The sequence below is a fragment of the Alteromonas sp. 5NS40-0096 genome (genome assembly GCF_057544385.1).
Window position 1 is genome coordinate 119,674 of sequence record NZ_BAAJLQ010000001.1, and the last position, 16,894, is coordinate 136,567.

Below are 16,894 nucleotides of genomic sequence, written 5' to 3' on the forward strand. Positions count from 1 at the left end.
TTCAAATGGAATTTAACAAGAATGCAAACTGCAAAACATTTGCTGGCCTTGAGTATTAGCTCTTTGCTGGCTTTCCCTGCTGTATCCCAACAATCTGATAATACGAATGAAGACAATGAGATTGAAGTGGTGGAGGTGTATGGCGCCGTGTCATCATTCGGTGCGACTAAGTCACAAACGCCAATTGTAGAGATGGCTCGTTCACTGTCGATTGAGACTGCCGAGGCATTTAACATCAAAGGTGCACTGAGTTTATCGCAGGCGACCACCTATACGGCGGGCATTACGGGTGAAACATTCGGTTTTGCAACGCGTGGGGACTGGGTAAGGTCTCGCGGATTAGCAATTCCGCGTTATCGCGACTCTATTCAAGAGCTATTTGGTAGCTATAACACCACGCGTCCTGAACTCTACACTATTGAGCAAGTCGAGTTGCTGCGCGGACCTGCCTCAGTGCTTTATGGTCAGGGTTCTCCGGGCGGTATCGTTAACTATGTTTCTAAAACCCCCAGAGCTGAGCGTTCAGGGGAAATTGTGGCGCGCTACGGTAGCTTTGATAACAAACAGCTTGGCGTTGATGTTACTGGTGCGCTTAATGATGAACAGTCGGTTCAAGGGCGGTTCGTCGGCCTGTACCGCGATGCCGGGACACAAGTCGATTTTGTTGACGACAAGACTTATGTTGCTATGCCATCTATCAGCTTTTTACCTTCAGACGACACCAAGATTACTGTCATCGGCATGATTCAAGATACCGAAAGTGATACGGCATCTCAGTTTATTCCTGTCGTTGGTACATTGCAGCCGCTTCCCGATGGCAGCTATCTCGACCAAGATGTCTACATCGGCGAGCCAGATTTTAATCGCTATGACACAGAATCCACACAGCTGACAGTTTTGGGTGAACATAGGTTTAACGATGACACCGAGCTGACCTTTACTGCACTCTGGCGTGACGGGGAAGCAGACTACCATCAAGCATGGCCAACCTTTACCGGCAATGGCGTAAGTCGTTACCTCAACGATATTGCCGGAGCTGTGATTGCGACTCCGACGACGGTACCTCGTAGCTTTTATCAAGCAGACAATGAATCAGAGCAAAAAGCCTTTGATGTGCGCCTACGCCATATCGTCGAGACGGGGGCAATTGAGCATGAAATATTAGCCGGTGCGCAATATCAAGATGTCGTCACGGATAACAATATTTCGTATCTGTATGGTGGCGGGGCATTACAAGGCGACTTCAGGTTTGTTCTAGACTTGGCAAACCCAGTTTATACCGGTGCACCTGACCAGTCGGTTTTTGACGCCATTTATGTGGACAACCCAGAACAAAATGTAAAAGATCTCGGTTTTTACATTTCAGACAATATGACCATCGGTAACTGGCATTTGACGGCGGGTGTTCGCTATGACGACATCGATAATGATGATGGCACAACAAAACAAAGTGACAGTCAAACCTCGTTTAGTGGTGGCTTGTTGTACGCCTTTGAAAGTGGCGTAGCACCTTACATTAGTTATGCCGAGTCTTTTGAAACGGTTGTTGGCCAGACTGCTGAAGGGGATCAATTAGAGCCAGAAGAAGCTCGTCAATGGGAAGCAGGTATTAAGTATGAGCCCGGTTTTATCCCAGGCTTCTTCTCCGCGGCTTACTACGATATTGAAATCTCTAACTTACCTAACCCAAATGCACTACCGGCAACCGCAGGGCAACAACTTGGTGTATCCAAACTGTCTGGTCTCGAGTTTGAAGCAAAGTTCCAGTTAGAACAAGTATCAATGGAATTGGCGTATTCAACGATTGATGCAGAGGATCCAAACGGCTTTGAACTGTCTTCAGTACCAGAGAGTCAAGGCTCGATATGGGTATTGTGGGAGCCAACAGATTGGATCCCTAACTTGCGTATTGGCGGCGGTGTAAGACATGTTGGGCAAAGTGTCTCTGAAGATGGGACTGTGCGTTATGAGACACCAAGTTACACCCTAGGCGACTTTATGATGGGTTACGACATAGATGACAGTTTATCACTCGCACTTAACGTCAGAAATGTGACTGATAAGAAGTACCTCACATCTTGCTTAGCACGAGGCGATTGTTTTCCTGGGCTGAGACGCACTGTGACTGGCACGTTAACGTACCGATTCTAACAAGGGTAACAAGCGCTCATGTTCAACACTGCGATTAGTGTTGCAGGTGCCAGCGTCATATCGATGCTGGCTTTAACTGCGACTTATTTTAGCTGGCGGCAAAGTAGCCGCCAACTTGCGTTATATGGTGGAGGGCTTTTTATAGGCTCTTTTTTTGTATGGTCAGCGGCTTTAGGGGCAGAGTATGGCGTGGTCTCGGCGGGCATTGTGCCTGGCCTGTTGGTATGGTTTCTTTTACCACTAGAGCGGAAATTACTGCCTCAAACGCCACTCAAAACCCAGGCTAAATCACTTGATGTTGGCTTGTTGTCCTATTCAAAAAACACGGGGCGACTACTCGTTGTACTCGTGTTGAATATGGCGGCGGTTAGCCTTGTATTGTGTTTTGCGGTCTATTACTTACCCATTGCCGTCGCGGATAGACTGGCACTGGGCATTATTGTACTTCCCATGGTGTGGGGGACTTGGAGCTATCTATTTCTTGCATCCTCAAAACCTTGGATACACACATTGGCAATGGTCATATGCATTGCTTTGGGTGTGGGATTGATGGTGTAGCGGAGGGAATATGACAACATCAACCACTAAAAAAACAAGAAACGCATTATCGGCTCATAGCTGGATTGGTGTATTTTTAGGCGCGTTCTTGTATCTAATTTGTATTTCCGGCGCGCTGAGTGTGTTTTATCAAGAATGGGAACGTTGGGAGCAGCCTAATATTCCTGAGTTCAGTGAAACATCGCCCGAAAGAGTGCAGCAAGTATTCGATACCTTTAGGCAACGCTATGATACTGAAACAGAACACTACCATGTCGTATTGCCTACATCGGGAATACCACGGCTTGTAGTCGAAGATGATCACGTCGCCCATTTTGTTAGCGAAGAAGGCGAGCTTTTAGAGATAGAAAAGCCAACTTTTACGACGTTACTGACACACTTACATGAGTTTTTGCATCTACCAACCAACATCGGTGTCGTCATTGTCAGCCTTTTTGGTGCGATGATTTGCGGACTTATCGTCTCGGGCATTGTCGCACACAAGCGTATTATTAAAGATGCATTTCGCTTCCGGCGTGGAGGTAGTGGGCTTCAGCAAAATATCGACTTACACAACCGAATTGGTGTTTGGGCCAGCCCATTTCACCTGATCATTGGTGTTACAGGCACTTATTTTGGACTGGCCGGAATTGTGCTGGTTATAGTCGCACAAGCCTTTTACGGCGGAGACCGAGAAGCCGTTATCGGAGAGGTATTTACGGCTGAGCCAGAACTATCTTTACCTATACAGGCTGTTGAAGTGGGAAAAGCGTTGGCAAAAACCCTTGAGCTAGAACCCGAAGGAAAACCGATATTTCTGACCGTGCACGAACCCAATACTGAAGGGCAATTCATTGAAGTGTATACGAAAATTCAAGGTAAGCTTATTTACTCTGAAAACTATCGGTTTAAACCTGATGGCACCTACATAGGTTCGGCGGGTTACAAAGAGGGGGACCTAGGGAAGCAAGCTATCTATTCTCTGTATCGATTGCATTTTGGTGACTTTGCTGGGCTACCAATGAAGTTGGTTTATTTTGTGTTAGGGATGATGCTAACCCTGTTAGCGACGTCTGGCATCAATATATGGCTGCTCAAACAAAATCGTACAGAGACTCGCTTGGCACGTGTATGGCACGGTATTGTCTGGGGTACACCAATCGCGCTATCAGTCAGTGCCATTTTGGTGTTCACCCTACAGTATGAAGGTGTCGCTATTTTCTGGGTACCGTTATTGCTAGTCGTGGCATTGGCAGCAGGGGTGACATCGATGAACAAAAGGCGATTACAGCAATTAACCGCGTTTTCTTTGCTGAGCGCGTTGTTGGTGTATGGTATGACCCATCAAGTAGGTGTATTTGCGATACCCTCGCTGTTGCTGAACGTTCCCATTCTGCTGTACGCGGTCTATTTGTTGTACCGATCAAGAGTCGATACGCCTTACCTCTTTGACCGTGATTTGGAAGCTGCTAAGTAACTTACAGCGCAATCTATATTGGTCCACAGCGACGTTAGCGCTATTGTTTAGTCCTAAAAACCTTGTTGGTAACGGCAAGGTTTTTTTGTGGGTAATATTCTACTCGCACACCCATTCGTGCTAACTTCGAGCGTATCCTCGTGCTCGAAAACATAAAAACATTTAGAAAAATTTACTCATGTTCAATAAATGCTTCGTACTCTTACTTGCATTGTTTTGTCTCTCAGGTTGTGCTGAGAGAAGCATAGACATTACCGATATCGAGGGCAATGTCGTCGGTGCCTGTAACGCCGGTTATGACTGGCATGTTTACGGCCTACAAGATTCCATTGATTATATGCTGTATAAATGTGCGGAAGATTCAATTAGTAAAGGTTTGGAAATCTCTGATAAAAGGCTGCTTACCCTCGACTTTTCGCTTCCGTCACCACCTGAAGGTAAAGCATGGAATAAGAAGCTGGCGATGAGTCATTTTCGAAAAGGCAACATAACTGAAACCAAGCTGGGCTATATTCTGGCTGATTTAGAATACGAATACGTCAAGGCTGTTCAGTCTGCAGAAGCGGATTTGATTCAGGGTAGAATAACTCAGGCGGAATTCGACAAGACGGCTAACGCCGCCAAGCTTAAATGGCTCGGTAAATAAAACGCTAGCGAGCTTACTATTGTTTGTCTTTAATGTTCCGCTAGGTGTTTTTGTGAAAAAAGGCACCACACGAGTTGAAGGCAACAAGTGTGGTGTTTGGTTTTTTATTCTCAGCCTATTTGATGCTGTAATTATGCACCTGGGCCACACTCAGCACACTGGTCCGCAATTGCTTTGCCAATGTGGAGTTTCGCATTGAGATCGCGAAGTGCTGTTCTCACGCCTTCTTCAATCACGGGGTGATAAAACGGCATCTCTAACATTTGTGACACCGTCATCTTGTTTTGCACTGCCCATGACAGTAAGTGAGCAATATGTTCAGCTCCTGGGCCAATCATTTCAGCGCCAATAAAAGTGCCTGTGCCTTGCTCTCCATAAACCCGCAGCACACCTTTGTTTTTCAGCATGACTCGGCTTCTGCCTTGGCCTTCAAAGCTGACTTCTCCAACGGCGTAGCAACCGCAGTCTCCCAGCTCTCCTTCTACAGAGCGAAAGTTACTGCCAATGGTTGCCAACTGTGGGTCGCTAAATACAACACCAATACCTGCGCGGCGTAAACCAGGACGAATATCCGGGAAACGACCTGCGTTATCGCCAGCGATTTTTCCCTGATCCGTTGCCTCATGTAGCAGTGGAATCATGTTTGACGCGTCGCCAGCAATAAAGATGTGACTTTGTCCACACTGCATCGTATAGGGGTTAGCAACAGGGACACCGCGCTCGTCTAGGTCGAGGCTAGTGTTGTGTATATCGAGATTATCGACATTAGGCTTGCGACCTGTTGCAGCGATAGCGAAGTCGGCTGACACTGTCGTAAGTTCACCTGTGTCTTTGTGCACAAAAGTGACAACAGCTTTATCACCTTGTTTCTCCAACTTTTCAATTTTTGCGTCAGGGTCAAGGTAAAATTCATTGGTAAACAGCGTTTTTGCATAGTCTGCTACAACGGGGTCAGTAATCGGGCCTACCGCGCCACCAACGCCAAACATATGAACTTTTACACCCAGTCGATGTAAAGCTTGGCCTAGCTCTAGACCGATAACTCCGGGGCCAAAAACAATGACACTTTCGGGCAATGTGTCCCATTCGAACACATCATCATTGATAATTAATCTATCGCCCAACTGCTCAAAAAATGGTGGATAGGTCGGGCGAGAGCCAGTGGCAATGACAATGCGTTTGGCACTAATTTTCGTGTGCTCATCCACCATCAGCGTATTGTCGTCAATAAACTTAGCGAAGCCCAAAATGCGGTCCTCAGCATTGATTGACTCCACAGATTCTAATACAAAACCGACGAATCGATCGCGCTCTGATTTTACGCGTTGCATAACGGCATGGCCGTCAATGGTATAGCCATCTGGATTTACACCGAAATGGTGCGCTTTGTCGATAGCGTGTGCTGCTTCTGCTGCCGCGATCAATAGTTTACTTGGCATACAGCCCACACGAGCACATGTCGTGCCGTAAGCGCCGCCTTCGATTAATACCACCTTGTCTGTGTGTTGCTTTGCCGCTCGGTATGCGCCGAGACCAGCGGTTCCTGTGCCAATAATGGCGACATCAGTTTCAATAATTCGCATGACAGTTCCTTGCAGGCTGAATAACGTCTCTTAAAAAATTCGGCGCCGAGAGGCGCCGATATTTAGCGTGGGTTAGCGCTTAGCTGTTGAAGTAAGCTTCCAAATCATCGCTGCCGCCAATGTGGTTACCACCAATGAATACCTGTGGTACGGTTTCACGACCGGATACCGCTCGCAAACCAGTTAGTGTCGCGTCAGTGCCAAGTACGACCTCTTCGTACGCTAAGCCTTTTTCAGATAAAAGTGCTTTGGCTTTGGCACAGAATGGGCAACCAGGCTTGGTAAATATCGCTACAGATTCCCCCGCAGACGCATTTGGATTAATGTAGTTCAACATCGTATCGGCGTCTGATACTTCGAACGGGTCACCTGGTTTTTCAGGTTCGATGAACATTTTCTCAACCACACCGTCTTTGACTAGCATTGAGTATCTCCATGAACGCTTACCAAAGCCGAGATCGTCTTTGTCTACCAATAGACCCATGCCGTCAGAAAACTCACCGTTGCCATCGGGGATCATAGTGATGTTTTCGGCTTCTTGGTCTGCAGCCCATGCGTTCATAACGAAAGTATCGTTAACAGAAACACACAGAATACTGTCGACACCGTTTTGTTTTAGCACTGGCGCTAGTTCGTTGTAGCGCGGTAAATGAGTTGAACTACACGTAGGTGTAAATGCACCTGGTAGTGAGAATACAACGACCGTTTTTCCTGCAAATAGTTCGTCCGTTGTAACATCTACCCATTCGTCATTTTGACGAGTACGAAAAGTAACTGATGGGATGGTTTGGCCTTCGCGATTCTCTAACATTTTCATTTCCTCAATTGGTGAGTTGTGTTTCAGTACGGGAATAATATTATTCAAAAAATACGATTTAAAAAAGTATTTAAAATTGATTTTTGTAATCAATAAAACTGATTAAGAGTTAGTGGTAGATCAACATGGCTCAATCAGTATAGATAATCTTTGAATATTAGAGAGGGTAGGAAAGAAATAAATTGCAGGCTTCGCCTCAATAATTCGAGGCGAAGTTCTGGGGTTGTTAAGTGTTAGTTCAATATGTTTTGTAAGGCAGGAATTTGCCCGATAGTACAACGTTGACGCGATCGCCCTTTGGGTCAGCTTCTCGTTGTATATCCATCGAGAAATCAATCGCACTCATGATGCCATCTCCGAATTCTTCATGAATCAATTCCTTGATGGTACTGCCATACACGCTAACCACTTCATACCATCGATAAATCAATGGGTCGGTCGGCACGGGAGCATCAATGGATCCCTTGTAAGGCACGATTTGCAGCCATGCAACCGCTTCATCAGTCAATGAGAATATATCACCGACAATTTCAGCTTGGGATTTAGTCATGGCCATTTGGCCCAAGCAAGCCGCTGTTGTCCACTCTTTTGATAACCCTAATTTTTCGCTCACATCCTGCCATTTGATACGGTTCAGGACCTTACTGCTTACAATCATATCGGTGACATCTTGCCTGCTAGTGATCATAGTGATTTCCTTGTTTAACGTGTTGCGATAAGAATACAGATGATAATAAACAAGCCTGCGCTGACGGTTTGCCAGAATTGAACGGGCTTGCGCTCGAGAAGAGGCCGTTGATACTGCTTGAGAAACCTCGGGTTTGGTTGATGTAAATCGTGGATGAATTCTGATACTTCGCTGTAGCGCTTGTTGGGGTCAATGTGGGTTGCTTTTTTTAAGGTCTCATCCACCCACACCGGTAGCTCGCGGTCAGGAGAAAGTAGCGATGTATATTTAAGTTTGAGTTGTGCTCCGTAACTGGTTGCTCTCGCGACATTGCTGCCATAGGGAAATTCGCCGCTCAGAAGGTGATAAATGAGTACGCCGAGCGAATAGATATCAGACCCTTGACTACCGGGTTCGCCAAGAAAATACTCCGGTGCTGTATACATAGCCGTACCGGGGATTTCCATGTGGTTCAAGCCCAATGTCGTAATGTGATTTTCGACTGATGCACAACCGAGATCGATCAGTGTGACTTTGCCATTTTCATCGACAAGTATGTTTTGGGGCCTGATATCTCGGTGTAGCGTGTCTTGGCGATGTAGTGCTTGAATACCGTTCGCGAGTTGGCTGGCGATGTGCCTAACGGTCGACAATGTTGGACTGCCTTTATCGTTTAGCCATGCGGGTAGCGATTGTGCGCTAATGTGTTCATACAAACTGTAAAGTGCGGTACGAGAGCCTACAACATCTGCTGTTTTGACCACGTAAGGCGAGTTAATTCGCTGAGTGATCCATTCTTCATGTTTAAAAGCTTGTATGTAGTTGGCGTCATTTTCGTATTCGACAGAGGGAGTTTTGAGCACAACAGGCTTCGCCTTGCCTTCGGGTTTTACCAGATAAACGTGGCTTCGATGGTTCCTGTGTAGCACATCAATAATGGTGAGGCCATCAATGCGTTCGCCTACATCCAATACTGGCAAAAACGAAAGGGGGTAAATCACAGCGTTAGCCCTAGCGGCTCCCGTGGATTCCACCTTGATAGCAATAGCGGATAGGTTATCTTTACTGCCGTTTTTGAGAGCCTTGTTGACTAACCTCGTCGCAATGGTGGCATTAGATAGGGTTAATTCACTGCTGATGTGCGCCTCATCCAATACATCATGAACGCCATCCGTGGTCAGCAGAAACTGTAACCCTGCTTCGGTAGCACCTTGGAATATACAAGGCGCAATGGATGATTTGTGGCCGAGGGCATTACTAAGCAGCACGTCACCATGAGAAGACGTTTGGACTTGGTCTTGAGTGACTTGAGAAAACCGCTCATTTGAACGCAGGTAGCATCGGCTGTCACCCAAATGCATAACAAAAAACTGTTCGGGCAACACGATAAGGGCGACAAAAGTACAGACATACCCTCGGTCGGGGTTATCTCGATATTCACTGCTTTGTGTTTTGCTGAAAAGTTTGAAGTTACAATATTGTAGCGCGAGATTTGCCGCCTCTATGGGGCTCCACAACGAAGACGCTGCGTAGTATTGTTTCGCAAATTCATCGGCCGCCAGTTGACTGGCATATTGGCTGACATCACTGCTGCTAATGCCGTCACATACTACGAAGACTGCACCGCGATGTAAGAGTTGTTGAGTATCTGGTACGACACTTAAACAGTAGTCTTGATTAACAGTTTTGATTCCCGCTATTGAATGCTCACTGACCGTAAAGTGCATAGTAAAAGCGGTGTCGCCTCAGCTGTACCTAAGGCGACACCTTCTCCTTAGGCAGTAGCTGCTTCAGGATCAACAGGTTTCGTTTCAGGAACAAGCTTGCGCTTTGGTGCAGTGCGATAGTGCGTGCTGTAAAGCGTAAGGCCAGTGAATGCTAAACCGCCGACAAGGTTGCCCAGAGCCGTTGGAATCTCATTCCAGACGAAGTAATCCATGATTGAGAAATCGCCACCCATGATCAGGCCGAATGGGAACAAGAACATGTTCACCACAGAGTGCTCGAACCCCATGAAGAAGAACAACATAATTGGCATCCACATCGCCAAAATTTTGCCGCTGACATGCGTAGAAATCATGGCGCCAACCACGCCCATACTCACCATCCAGTTACATAGCATGCCGCGGAAGAATATGGTCAACCAACCCGCCATACCATATTCTGCATAGCCGAGGGTTCTCGCTTCACCAATGCTGGCGACTTTCGTTGCGATCGCACCGCCATCTGTGTTGTAGCCGTATGTGAAGACAAAAGACATCATGAATGCAACCGTCAGCGCTCCGGCGAAGTTACCAAGGAATACTAAACCCCAATTGCGCAGAATCTGTTTCCATGTCACTCCGGGCCGTTTTGCTAGCCAAGCTAAAGGACATAGTACGAAAACGCCTGTTAGCAAGTCGAAACCCATCAAATAAAGCATACAAAAGCCGATAGGAAACAGTACGGCACCTATCAGGAATACCCCTGTTTGAACTGCAATTGTTACGGCGAATACCGCTGCTAAAGCGAGAATTGCCCCTGCCATATACGCTCTGACAAGCGTGTCTCGCGTCGACATATAAATTTTTGATTCGCCAGCATCAACCATTTTGGTGACGAATTCCGTTGGCATTAAATAAGCCATTATTGATATCTCCCAATCAAAGTGTCATACCCAGTTGTCGCTTGAATCTCTGCTCAAGTGGCAAAAAAAAACGCCCCAACCCAAGAAAATCAAAGGTTTGAGACGCCATTGTCTTTATGTGTTGCTCGTGTTGTTAAACTGTTGCCGCCTTTGACATCCAGTCATTCAATCGACTGCATCGACCGTGCCACCACTGTTATTTTTTTAAATTTTTCATTTAAATCATCGGGTTACTTGCATTTTGCAATAGAGGTTGAGTCACGTTTACGCTGTGAGTGCGTGTGATTTTGGTGAATGAGCTGCACTTATTCAGTGCAAAATGACATATGCGGATAGCTTTATGCACAAATGTGAGAGGAATAAATCCTTTAGTACTGGGTGGTTAGTGGCGTTGCAGTATTTTTTTGGTACGTGGAGCGATGATTGCATGCAGTCTGACTCATCATGGTTTATGACTAGTCGTAGGTATGACAGGTAATCACTACAGCGAAGCAACAAAACGTTTTTTTCTTGCTGCGAAAAACGCCGAGCTCACTGGCCTGAATCAGTTGGCATCTAACTGCAAATTGGTCGGTGTAGTAAGCGATATGATTCATCAGCTACAAAAAGAGCGGGGGACGAGCAATGTCTTTCTCGCGTCTCGTTGCACACAGTTTGGCCAGAAGCGCGCCAGCCAAATTTCACAAAGCCAAAACAGCGAAGAGCGGCTGCGCAGCCAGCTTAAAGCGCTGTATTTAAACGGCCATGAATCATTGAGCAACATGCGCTTGTTGAGTTCTATCACTCTTGCGTTACAGGGGATCGACCATCTTCCAGAGTTACGCAAGAAAGTCGACGAGCTCAGCGTCACCCCATTAACGTCAACCCAAGCTTATTGCCGTCTTATCGCTTCGTTGTTGTCAGTGGTGTTTGATGCGGCAGACGTTTCCGGTGACCCAGAAATTACGCGTTTACTCGTGGCCTTGTTTAACTTTATCCAGGCCAAAGAATACGCAGGGCAAGAGCGAGCGTGGGGGGCCATTGGTTTTGCCGAGACGCACTTCAATAAATCCTTATGCGAGCGGTTACATCAGCTACAAACGGCGCAAACACAGAGCATCGACATTTTTTTATCGTTTGCCCATAAAGACGACGTGGAAAAATGGCAAGCGCTTGAAGCGAGTAAGCAAGTAGAAGAACTCGATCAAATGCGGAACATGATTTGCCAATTGGCAGACGGTACGCCCATCGCAGCTGAAATCAGTGAAGTGTGGTATGACTTGGCGACAACGCGCATTGATATGATGCACAACGTTGAGGAAACGCTCATTGAAAGAATGTTGTGCTGTGCAAATCAAAAAGTTGAACTTGCCGAGCAAACTCTTAATGATCATTCAAAACGACTCAAAGCACTGGCGGGAGCGACCAAAGATCACAACGGTGCACTTACATTGTTATTCGATCCCAATTTACCTGGCTTGAGAGGGGCCGATTCAACCCGGCAAACGGATGCAGAAACCGATGCGAGCTTGTCCGTGAATCGCTCTATTTATGCTTTGCTTCGTGAGCAATCTGAAAATATTAAGAAGATGAGCCACGAGTTGGAGGAAGCGAAGCAGGCAATCACTGATCAGAAACTGGTAGACCGCGCAAAACTGGTACTAATGCAACAATTGGATATGACAGAAGAGCAAGCTTACCGAAAGCTTCAGAAAAGCGCGATGGATCAGCATTGCAAGCTGATTGAAGTCGCTCAAAATGTGCTTGCGGTAACCCGCCGTTAAACACTGGGCGTTAGATTTAGCATACGCTACAATACCGCCCAGTTTGCTCTGAGGTTGTTGTACCATGTCTAAAACTCTTCACTTCCATGCCGAATACGCTGACCAGCTGTTTGAAATCATGCGATTGCGGCGTGACATTCGGGGCAATAATTTCCTCGCAGACCCAATAGACGAAAAGGATTTAGCTCGCATTATCGATGCCGCGTTACTTGCTCCCTCGGTGGGATTTTCCCAGCCTTGGGAGTTTGTGATCATCAAAGACAAGAACACGCGGGTTGCGGTGAGTGAAGTGTTCAGAGCCGAAAATGAATCGGCCAAAACGCAATTTGCACAAAGTGGTATGAGCGAAGACAAGCAGGCGACATATGCTCAGTTAAAATTGGAAGGAATACTGGAAACTCCGGTGAATATTGCAGTATTTTACAAACCCAAGTCTGGTCCCGTTTTAGGGCAAACCAGTATGCCTGACATGGGCAGGTTTAGTGTTGTATCAGCAGTGCAAAATATGTGGTTGATGGCGCGTGCGTTAAACATCGGTATGGGGTGGGTGAGCATTCTCGATGAAGACCGCATCAAAGACATTCTCAATGCCCCGCAGGATAGAGAGCTAATTGCCTATTTGTGCGTCGGCCATGTGAAGGCATTTCAGCCTTCCCCTGAACTTGAGCGTCTAGCGTGGGAAAAGAGAAAACAACGCCAACAAATTGTTTTTGATGAGTTTTATCACGCTTAAACACGACTAGCATTGAATAACGCAGTTTGCAGAGGCTATGGTTCACCAACGGCATAGCGGCGTTTTATTTCTGCGACTTCCACGACATAAGATTGGTACCATTTTTCCCTACCAAGCCGCTGTGCGACGGCGTGCTTGGCATTTTCGTGCCAACGTTTGATATCGTCTTCTGACAACCAGTACGAAATCGCGATCTCTTGGTTTCCTTCTGTAACGGCAATGAAATCTTGGCAATGATACTCGCGAAATGCGATTTCACGCATAATAGCGACGGTTTCGGAGTATTGCGCATCTTGTTGGCCCGTTTTGGCTTTGAATATAACGGCAAACACCTTGAATCTCCTCTTTCTCTCTATTTGCTACTCAAACTATCTACCGAGAGACATGTTGGTTTGAGCCTTGTGCTCTGAGTTTGATAGCCAAGATTCCAGCCAATACGACCTCATGTCAAGCTCCTGGGACAGAGTTGCTGCTCTGGGTCGCATTGATACAGAAGGAATGAAGATAGGTGTTAAACACAGTACCGACGTACTTAACCATTCATTGCTGTTTTAATCGATAAGTGTCTAAAAAGCGTTGATGCCGTTTTTGGTGCCACGTTGACAAAGGCTTTGCCTTGTTTACGGCGCGCTCTTGATAAACTACGGCTTGTTGAAAATCACCATATTTTGCATAGGCCTTAGCGATGTTGTGATAGCTATAGGGATCATCGGGATAAAGCTGGACTAATACTTGATAGATTTGCAATCCCTCCTCAAGCGAATTTGATAGCTTACTGTCTGCCAACGTTTTTATCGAAAATTTGGGCGAGACTTCAAATCCATATTTCTCGTTTGAAAGATAGTGATAGTGGGAAACAATCGAGTCAACACCTCCTTGTGACACGGTAGATTCGGCAGACAAACCCGTGTGAATGTCATCGAAAATCTGCTCAATACCTTTGATGACAGAGAGCAATGGCAACGACATAAAATAACTGTCCTCAAGGGGGAGGTATTGCCATTGTAAGCTAGAAGGTGCATGGGCCTTCAATTGCTGCTCTAGCGTCTGGTAATGCCCATACTGGTGAGATTCTTTGACACTTGTACCATGGCTGAAGAGTAAATATCTCGGTTTGTTGTCCAGTGATATCAGTTTAGGTTTAGCACTGCTCAGTATGCCGGCCATATCGTTACTGAGTTCCGGACTGACGGCAATGTGGGCGTTAAACAGTGTTGGCTTATTAAGCAAAGACGAAAGAACAACACTACCGTCTACCCGAAAACCACTGATAATACGATAACCATTGGTCCTGTACTTGTTATCGATGGCAGGCAGCAATGTTGCCTCCATAAAATCAAGCATTGGAGTGGTCGCTCCACTCGGGTCGAATAAGCTTGCCATAAGGTTGCCAGATTGCGGCGTTACGATAATGGTTTCTAGCCACGGCCACTCTCCATTATGGCTCATCCAGTCATGCATTCCGGTGAGGTAGGTATTTGATTGGGGATGTAAATTGAACATCAATACATAGCGCTTACTCTTGTTAGCTGAATAGCGATGGGGCAAATGAATGTTAAATGTCAAAGGAGACGAGATATTGGGGTGGGATAAGGTCAGTGTGTCTGTCGAACTTTCGGCAAAAACCCGTTGAGTCAGCAGAGTTAGGGCTAACACCACAAAAAGTCGTTTTAGGAGCATGCGAGTATTCTCTTATTGTTGATTACAGTTGTAATATTAATTATGATTACGTTTGTAATCCACTCTGTCAAGGAGAACATAACATGCGTCTATGGCTTGTAACCGCCGCTTTAATATTCGGTATTTGTAGGTCTGCGGATGGAATAATCATTCGTCATGATATTGATGATAAACGCTACACGGTACATAACGAGATGTTGCCTGCACTGGTAACTTTTACCGCCAAGCATAACGACGAGCTTTACCCTGTTGGCTCTGGCACCTACATCGGCGAAGGGTGGGTTTTGACCGCGGCTCATGTTGCCAATTTCCTTGAAGCGTCGGACAGGGCAGAAATCCAAGGTGAAAACCTCGATATCAAAGCGGTTTACACCCATGAAAAATGGCGAGACCGCCAGTTTGGGTATGACATTGCGTTAGTGAAAATCTCCGTTCCCGCCAAACCTATCCCAGCCGTTGTTATGTTTAAACATCAATTAAGCGAGGGAGATATTATCAATATCACGGGAAAAGGGGATACGGGTAATGGCAAAGACGGCATTGTCGACGCCCCCATGCAGCTCAGGTTTGCTCAAAACGAAGTGGTAACGGCAAAGGGACAATGGGTGAGTTTTGATTTCAGCCATCCCGATGACAATGCGTTACCACTGGAGGGGATAGGAGGTGGCGGTGATAGCGGCTCACCGGCGTATGTAGTAAAAGATGGAGTCGCACATATTGTCGGTGTCAGTTCGTGGCAAGACACACAAGCGACCAATTGGCAGCAGGGGCTTTATGGCGCCGTTGATTACTATACCCATGTAAACCATTTTAGGGATTGGATTTTGCAGCACATTGAGAAATCATAACGCCCATCTTTGGCACAATGCTCTCTCCAATCTTAAAAAAACCAGACTACCGATAGGTCGCCGAATGAAGTTGAAACATGGCGGCCCTCTTGTTTCCAACCGCGCAGTAAAACCAAGAGTTTTTCATCGGACGATGTCCATGAGATACCCGCGCCGAATGCCCGGGCTTTTTCGTCTCCCGACTCTTTTAGGCTATCTGTATCACTCAGATTTTTAATCACACCTTTACCAAATTTGTACTCAGCGAAGAAGTGAAAGTTGTTGGGGGCTTGTAGTGACAAAAATGGACCGATATCACCGCTATAAGAGACCGAGTCTAATTCGGTAATGGGGGCCAGCTCGGCGCCAACAAAATCGGTTTGGAGTAAAATAGACGTTGGGGATTCGAGTGAAAGCCTCTTTACAGACCAGCCGCCATTGATACTGAGAGACCAATCGAATACAGAGCTCAACTTGGGACGATTTAGGAAAAAGTGTTCAAAGGCTGACGTTTTGCCACCAAAAGTGTAGAAGTTGTGTTGCCCGAATAATTCGATTTTCGTGGATTTGGTTTGCTCTAGAAACTGACTAAACTGGCCTGCACCGGATAAGTTTTCTACTCTCGTGTCTAGGCCTTCGAGTGTCTGGTAATTGAGTGTGATTCTTGAGTGTTTAAGTTTGCGGTAGGAAATGAGAAAGTTTTGAGTGTCGGTTTCAATGTCGTCTTTGCGCGCGTCTACCGCATAACCAATTTCAATATCATTGATGTCGAGAAAAAAACCGATGCGTTCATTATTGGTTGGAGATAGATGAAACAAGGTTTTTTGTTCCGTCTCGCCGGGTGCTCTGAAAATCAGGCTCTGGCTAGTATCTGGCCGCGACAGGGTGGTTCTCAGAGAAATAAAATCCCACTCAAATGCGACAACACTATTGATTTGAAAAAGACACAGCCCTGCTAAAACACTTACACTTTTTTTCACCACAATACGACCAACTTATTAATCATTGATATCTGCAGTCTAACCCAGTGACGTTGCCTAAAGTGTCACAAATTCATAAAGATTTGATTAATAAATATCACATGAGCCAAGATTGATTCTCGACAATGTTTATCGATAAAAGGTACCGATTTAGGCCCCTGTCAGTGCGATAAACTTTTCTGCCAATTGGTCAAGTGTTTCTTTGGCTTGGGGGTCGGGCTCGATACAATCAATAGGGCAAACACTGACACAAGTGGGCTCATCGTAATGTCCCACACATTCGGTACAGCGCTTTGTATCGATGTGATAGATGTTTTCACCCATACTGATCGCAGCATTTGGGCATTCTGGTTCACACATATCACAGTTTATACAGTCGTCAGTAATTCTCAGTGCCATAGTGTCAT

At 46.1% G+C, this 16,894-nt stretch carries 16 protein-coding genes; 7 read left to right on the forward strand and 9 right to left on the reverse strand.

The window, feature by feature from the left end; all coding sequences use genetic code 11:
* The first annotated feature begins 21 nt into the window (after positions 1-21).
* The 4 genes from AC27G9_RS00650 (at position 22) to AC27G9_RS00665 (ending at position 4,811) form a co-directional block, all read left to right on the forward strand.
* Entirely contained in the window at positions 22-2,151 is a 2,130-nt protein-coding gene (locus AC27G9_RS00650) for a TonB-dependent siderophore receptor (protein ID WP_487069969.1), read from the forward strand.
* A gap of 18 nt (positions 2,152-2,169) precedes the next feature.
* Positions 2,170-2,709 (forward strand): hypothetical protein, encoded by a 540-nt coding sequence (locus tag AC27G9_RS00655; protein WP_487069971.1) that lies wholly within the window; start codon positions 2,170-2,172, stop codon positions 2,707-2,709.
* A 10-nt stretch (positions 2,710-2,719) separates the two neighbouring features.
* On the forward strand, positions 2,720-4,165 hold the full coding sequence (locus tag AC27G9_RS00660; RefSeq protein WP_487069973.1) for a PepSY-associated TM helix domain-containing protein: 1,446 nt from the start codon (positions 2,720-2,722) through the stop codon (positions 4,163-4,165).
* A 178-nt stretch (positions 4,166-4,343) separates the two neighbouring features.
* Positions 4,344-4,811 carry a hypothetical protein gene (locus AC27G9_RS00665; protein WP_487069975.1) on the forward strand — a complete coding sequence of 156 codons (468 nt, stop codon included), beginning with the start codon at positions 4,344-4,346 and terminating at the stop codon, positions 4,809-4,811.
* Between the two features lie 131 nt (positions 4,812-4,942).
* On the opposite strand, the gene AC27G9_RS00670 is transcribed toward AC27G9_RS00665, so the two are convergent.
* The 5 genes from AC27G9_RS00670 to AC27G9_RS00690 form a co-directional block, all read right to left on the reverse strand.
* Positions 4,943-6,394, reverse strand: a complete 1,452-nt coding sequence (locus AC27G9_RS00670; RefSeq protein ID WP_487069977.1) for a dihydrolipoyl dehydrogenase — start codon at positions 6,392-6,394, stop codon at positions 4,943-4,945.
* Positions 6,395-6,473: 79 nt separating this feature from the next.
* Positions 6,474-7,205: a glutathione peroxidase gene (locus AC27G9_RS00675; RefSeq protein WP_487069979.1), complete on the reverse strand. Its 732-nt coding sequence runs from the start codon at positions 7,203-7,205 to the stop codon at positions 6,474-6,476.
* Between the two features lie 244 nt (positions 7,206-7,449).
* Positions 7,450-7,899 (reverse strand): cyanase, encoded by a 450-nt coding sequence (cynS, locus tag AC27G9_RS00680; protein WP_487069981.1) that lies wholly within the window; start codon positions 7,897-7,899, stop codon positions 7,450-7,452.
* Between the two features lie 14 nt (positions 7,900-7,913).
* A complete protein-coding gene (locus tag AC27G9_RS00685) occupies positions 7,914-9,605 on the reverse strand; it encodes a bifunctional protein-serine/threonine kinase/phosphatase (RefSeq protein WP_487069983.1) in 1,692 nt (563 codons plus the stop codon).
* 47 nt (positions 9,606-9,652) lie between these two features.
* Positions 9,653-10,504, reverse strand: a complete 852-nt coding sequence (locus tag AC27G9_RS00690) for a formate/nitrite transporter family protein (RefSeq protein ID WP_487069985.1) — start codon at positions 10,502-10,504, stop codon at positions 9,653-9,655.
* Positions 10,505-10,971: 467 nt separating this feature from the next.
* Here AC27G9_RS00690 and AC27G9_RS00695 point away from each other — a divergent pair, with 467 nt between their 5' ends.
* A complete protein-coding gene (locus tag AC27G9_RS00695; RefSeq protein WP_487069987.1) occupies positions 10,972-12,267 on the forward strand; it encodes a nitrate- and nitrite sensing domain-containing protein in 1,296 nt (431 codons plus the stop codon).
* 64 nt (positions 12,268-12,331) lie between these two features.
* Positions 12,332-13,000, forward strand: coding sequence for a 5,6-dimethylbenzimidazole synthase (bluB, locus tag AC27G9_RS00700; RefSeq protein WP_487069989.1), 669 nt, complete (start codon positions 12,332-12,334; stop codon positions 12,998-13,000).
* Positions 13,001-13,035: 35 nt separating this feature from the next.
* Here the strand turns inward: bluB and AC27G9_RS00705 are convergent, their stop codons facing one another.
* Complete coding sequence (locus tag AC27G9_RS00705) at positions 13,036-13,332, reverse strand: antibiotic biosynthesis monooxygenase family protein (protein ID WP_487069991.1); 297 nt, start codon at positions 13,330-13,332, stop codon at positions 13,036-13,038.
* A 208-nt stretch (positions 13,333-13,540) separates the two neighbouring features.
* Entirely contained in the window at positions 13,541-14,680 is a 1,140-nt protein-coding gene (locus tag AC27G9_RS00710) for an alpha/beta hydrolase-fold protein (protein WP_487069993.1), read from the reverse strand.
* 83 nt (positions 14,681-14,763) lie between these two features.
* Here AC27G9_RS00710 and AC27G9_RS00715 point away from each other — a divergent pair, with 83 nt between their 5' ends.
* Positions 14,764-15,528 (forward strand): trypsin-like serine protease, encoded by a 765-nt coding sequence (locus tag AC27G9_RS00715; RefSeq protein WP_487069995.1) that lies wholly within the window; start codon positions 14,764-14,766, stop codon positions 15,526-15,528.
* Between the two features lie 32 nt (positions 15,529-15,560).
* Here the strand turns inward: AC27G9_RS00715 and AC27G9_RS00720 are convergent, their stop codons facing one another.
* On the reverse strand, positions 15,561-16,490 hold the full coding sequence (locus AC27G9_RS00720) for a hypothetical protein (RefSeq protein ID WP_487069997.1): 930 nt from the start codon (positions 16,488-16,490) through the stop codon (positions 15,561-15,563).
* A 147-nt stretch (positions 16,491-16,637) separates the two neighbouring features.
* Entirely contained in the window at positions 16,638-16,886 is a 249-nt protein-coding gene (locus AC27G9_RS00725; protein WP_487069999.1) for a YfhL family 4Fe-4S dicluster ferredoxin, read from the reverse strand.
* Positions 16,887-16,894: the final 8 nt, after the last annotated feature.

What these genes read in the sequence shown, in the direction of transcription:
- AC27G9_RS00685 (WP_487069983.1), bottom strand. Translation starts at nt 9,605, where the DNA reads ATGCACTTTACGGTCAGTGAGCATTCAATAGCGGGAATCAAAACTGTT.
- AC27G9_RS00715 (WP_487069995.1), top strand. Translation starts at nt 14,764, where the DNA reads ATGCGTCTATGGCTTGTAACCGCCGCTTTAATATTCGGTATTTGTAGG.
- cynS (WP_487069981.1), bottom strand. Translation starts at nt 7,899, where the DNA reads ATGATCACTAGCAGGCAAGATGTCACCGATATGATTGTAAGCAGTAAG.
- AC27G9_RS00690 (WP_487069985.1), bottom strand. Translation starts at nt 10,504, where the DNA reads ATGGCTTATTTAATGCCAACGGAATTCGTCACCAAAATGGTTGATGCT.
- AC27G9_RS00650 (WP_487069969.1), top strand. Translation starts at nt 22, where the DNA reads ATGCAAACTGCAAAACATTTGCTGGCCTTGAGTATTAGCTCTTTGCTG.
- AC27G9_RS00665 (WP_487069975.1), top strand. Translation starts at nt 4,344, where the DNA reads ATGTTCAATAAATGCTTCGTACTCTTACTTGCATTGTTTTGTCTCTCA.
- AC27G9_RS00670 (WP_487069977.1), bottom strand. Translation starts at nt 6,394, where the DNA reads ATGCGAATTATTGAAACTGATGTCGCCATTATTGGCACAGGAACCGCT.
- AC27G9_RS00710 (WP_487069993.1), bottom strand. Translation starts at nt 14,680, where the DNA reads ATGCTCCTAAAACGACTTTTTGTGGTGTTAGCCCTAACTCTGCTGACT.
- bluB (WP_487069989.1), top strand. Translation starts at nt 12,332, where the DNA reads ATGTCTAAAACTCTTCACTTCCATGCCGAATACGCTGACCAGCTGTTT.
- AC27G9_RS00660 (WP_487069973.1), top strand. Translation starts at nt 2,720, where the DNA reads ATGACAACATCAACCACTAAAAAAACAAGAAACGCATTATCGGCTCAT.
- AC27G9_RS00725 (WP_487069999.1), bottom strand. Translation starts at nt 16,886, where the DNA reads ATGGCACTGAGAATTACTGACGACTGTATAAACTGTGATATGTGTGAA.
- AC27G9_RS00655 (WP_487069971.1), top strand. Translation starts at nt 2,170, where the DNA reads ATGTTCAACACTGCGATTAGTGTTGCAGGTGCCAGCGTCATATCGATG.
- AC27G9_RS00675 (WP_487069979.1), bottom strand. Translation starts at nt 7,205, where the DNA reads ATGTTAGAGAATCGCGAAGGCCAAACCATCCCATCAGTTACTTTTCGT.
- AC27G9_RS00695 (WP_487069987.1), top strand. Translation starts at nt 10,972, where the DNA reads ATGACAGGTAATCACTACAGCGAAGCAACAAAACGTTTTTTTCTTGCT.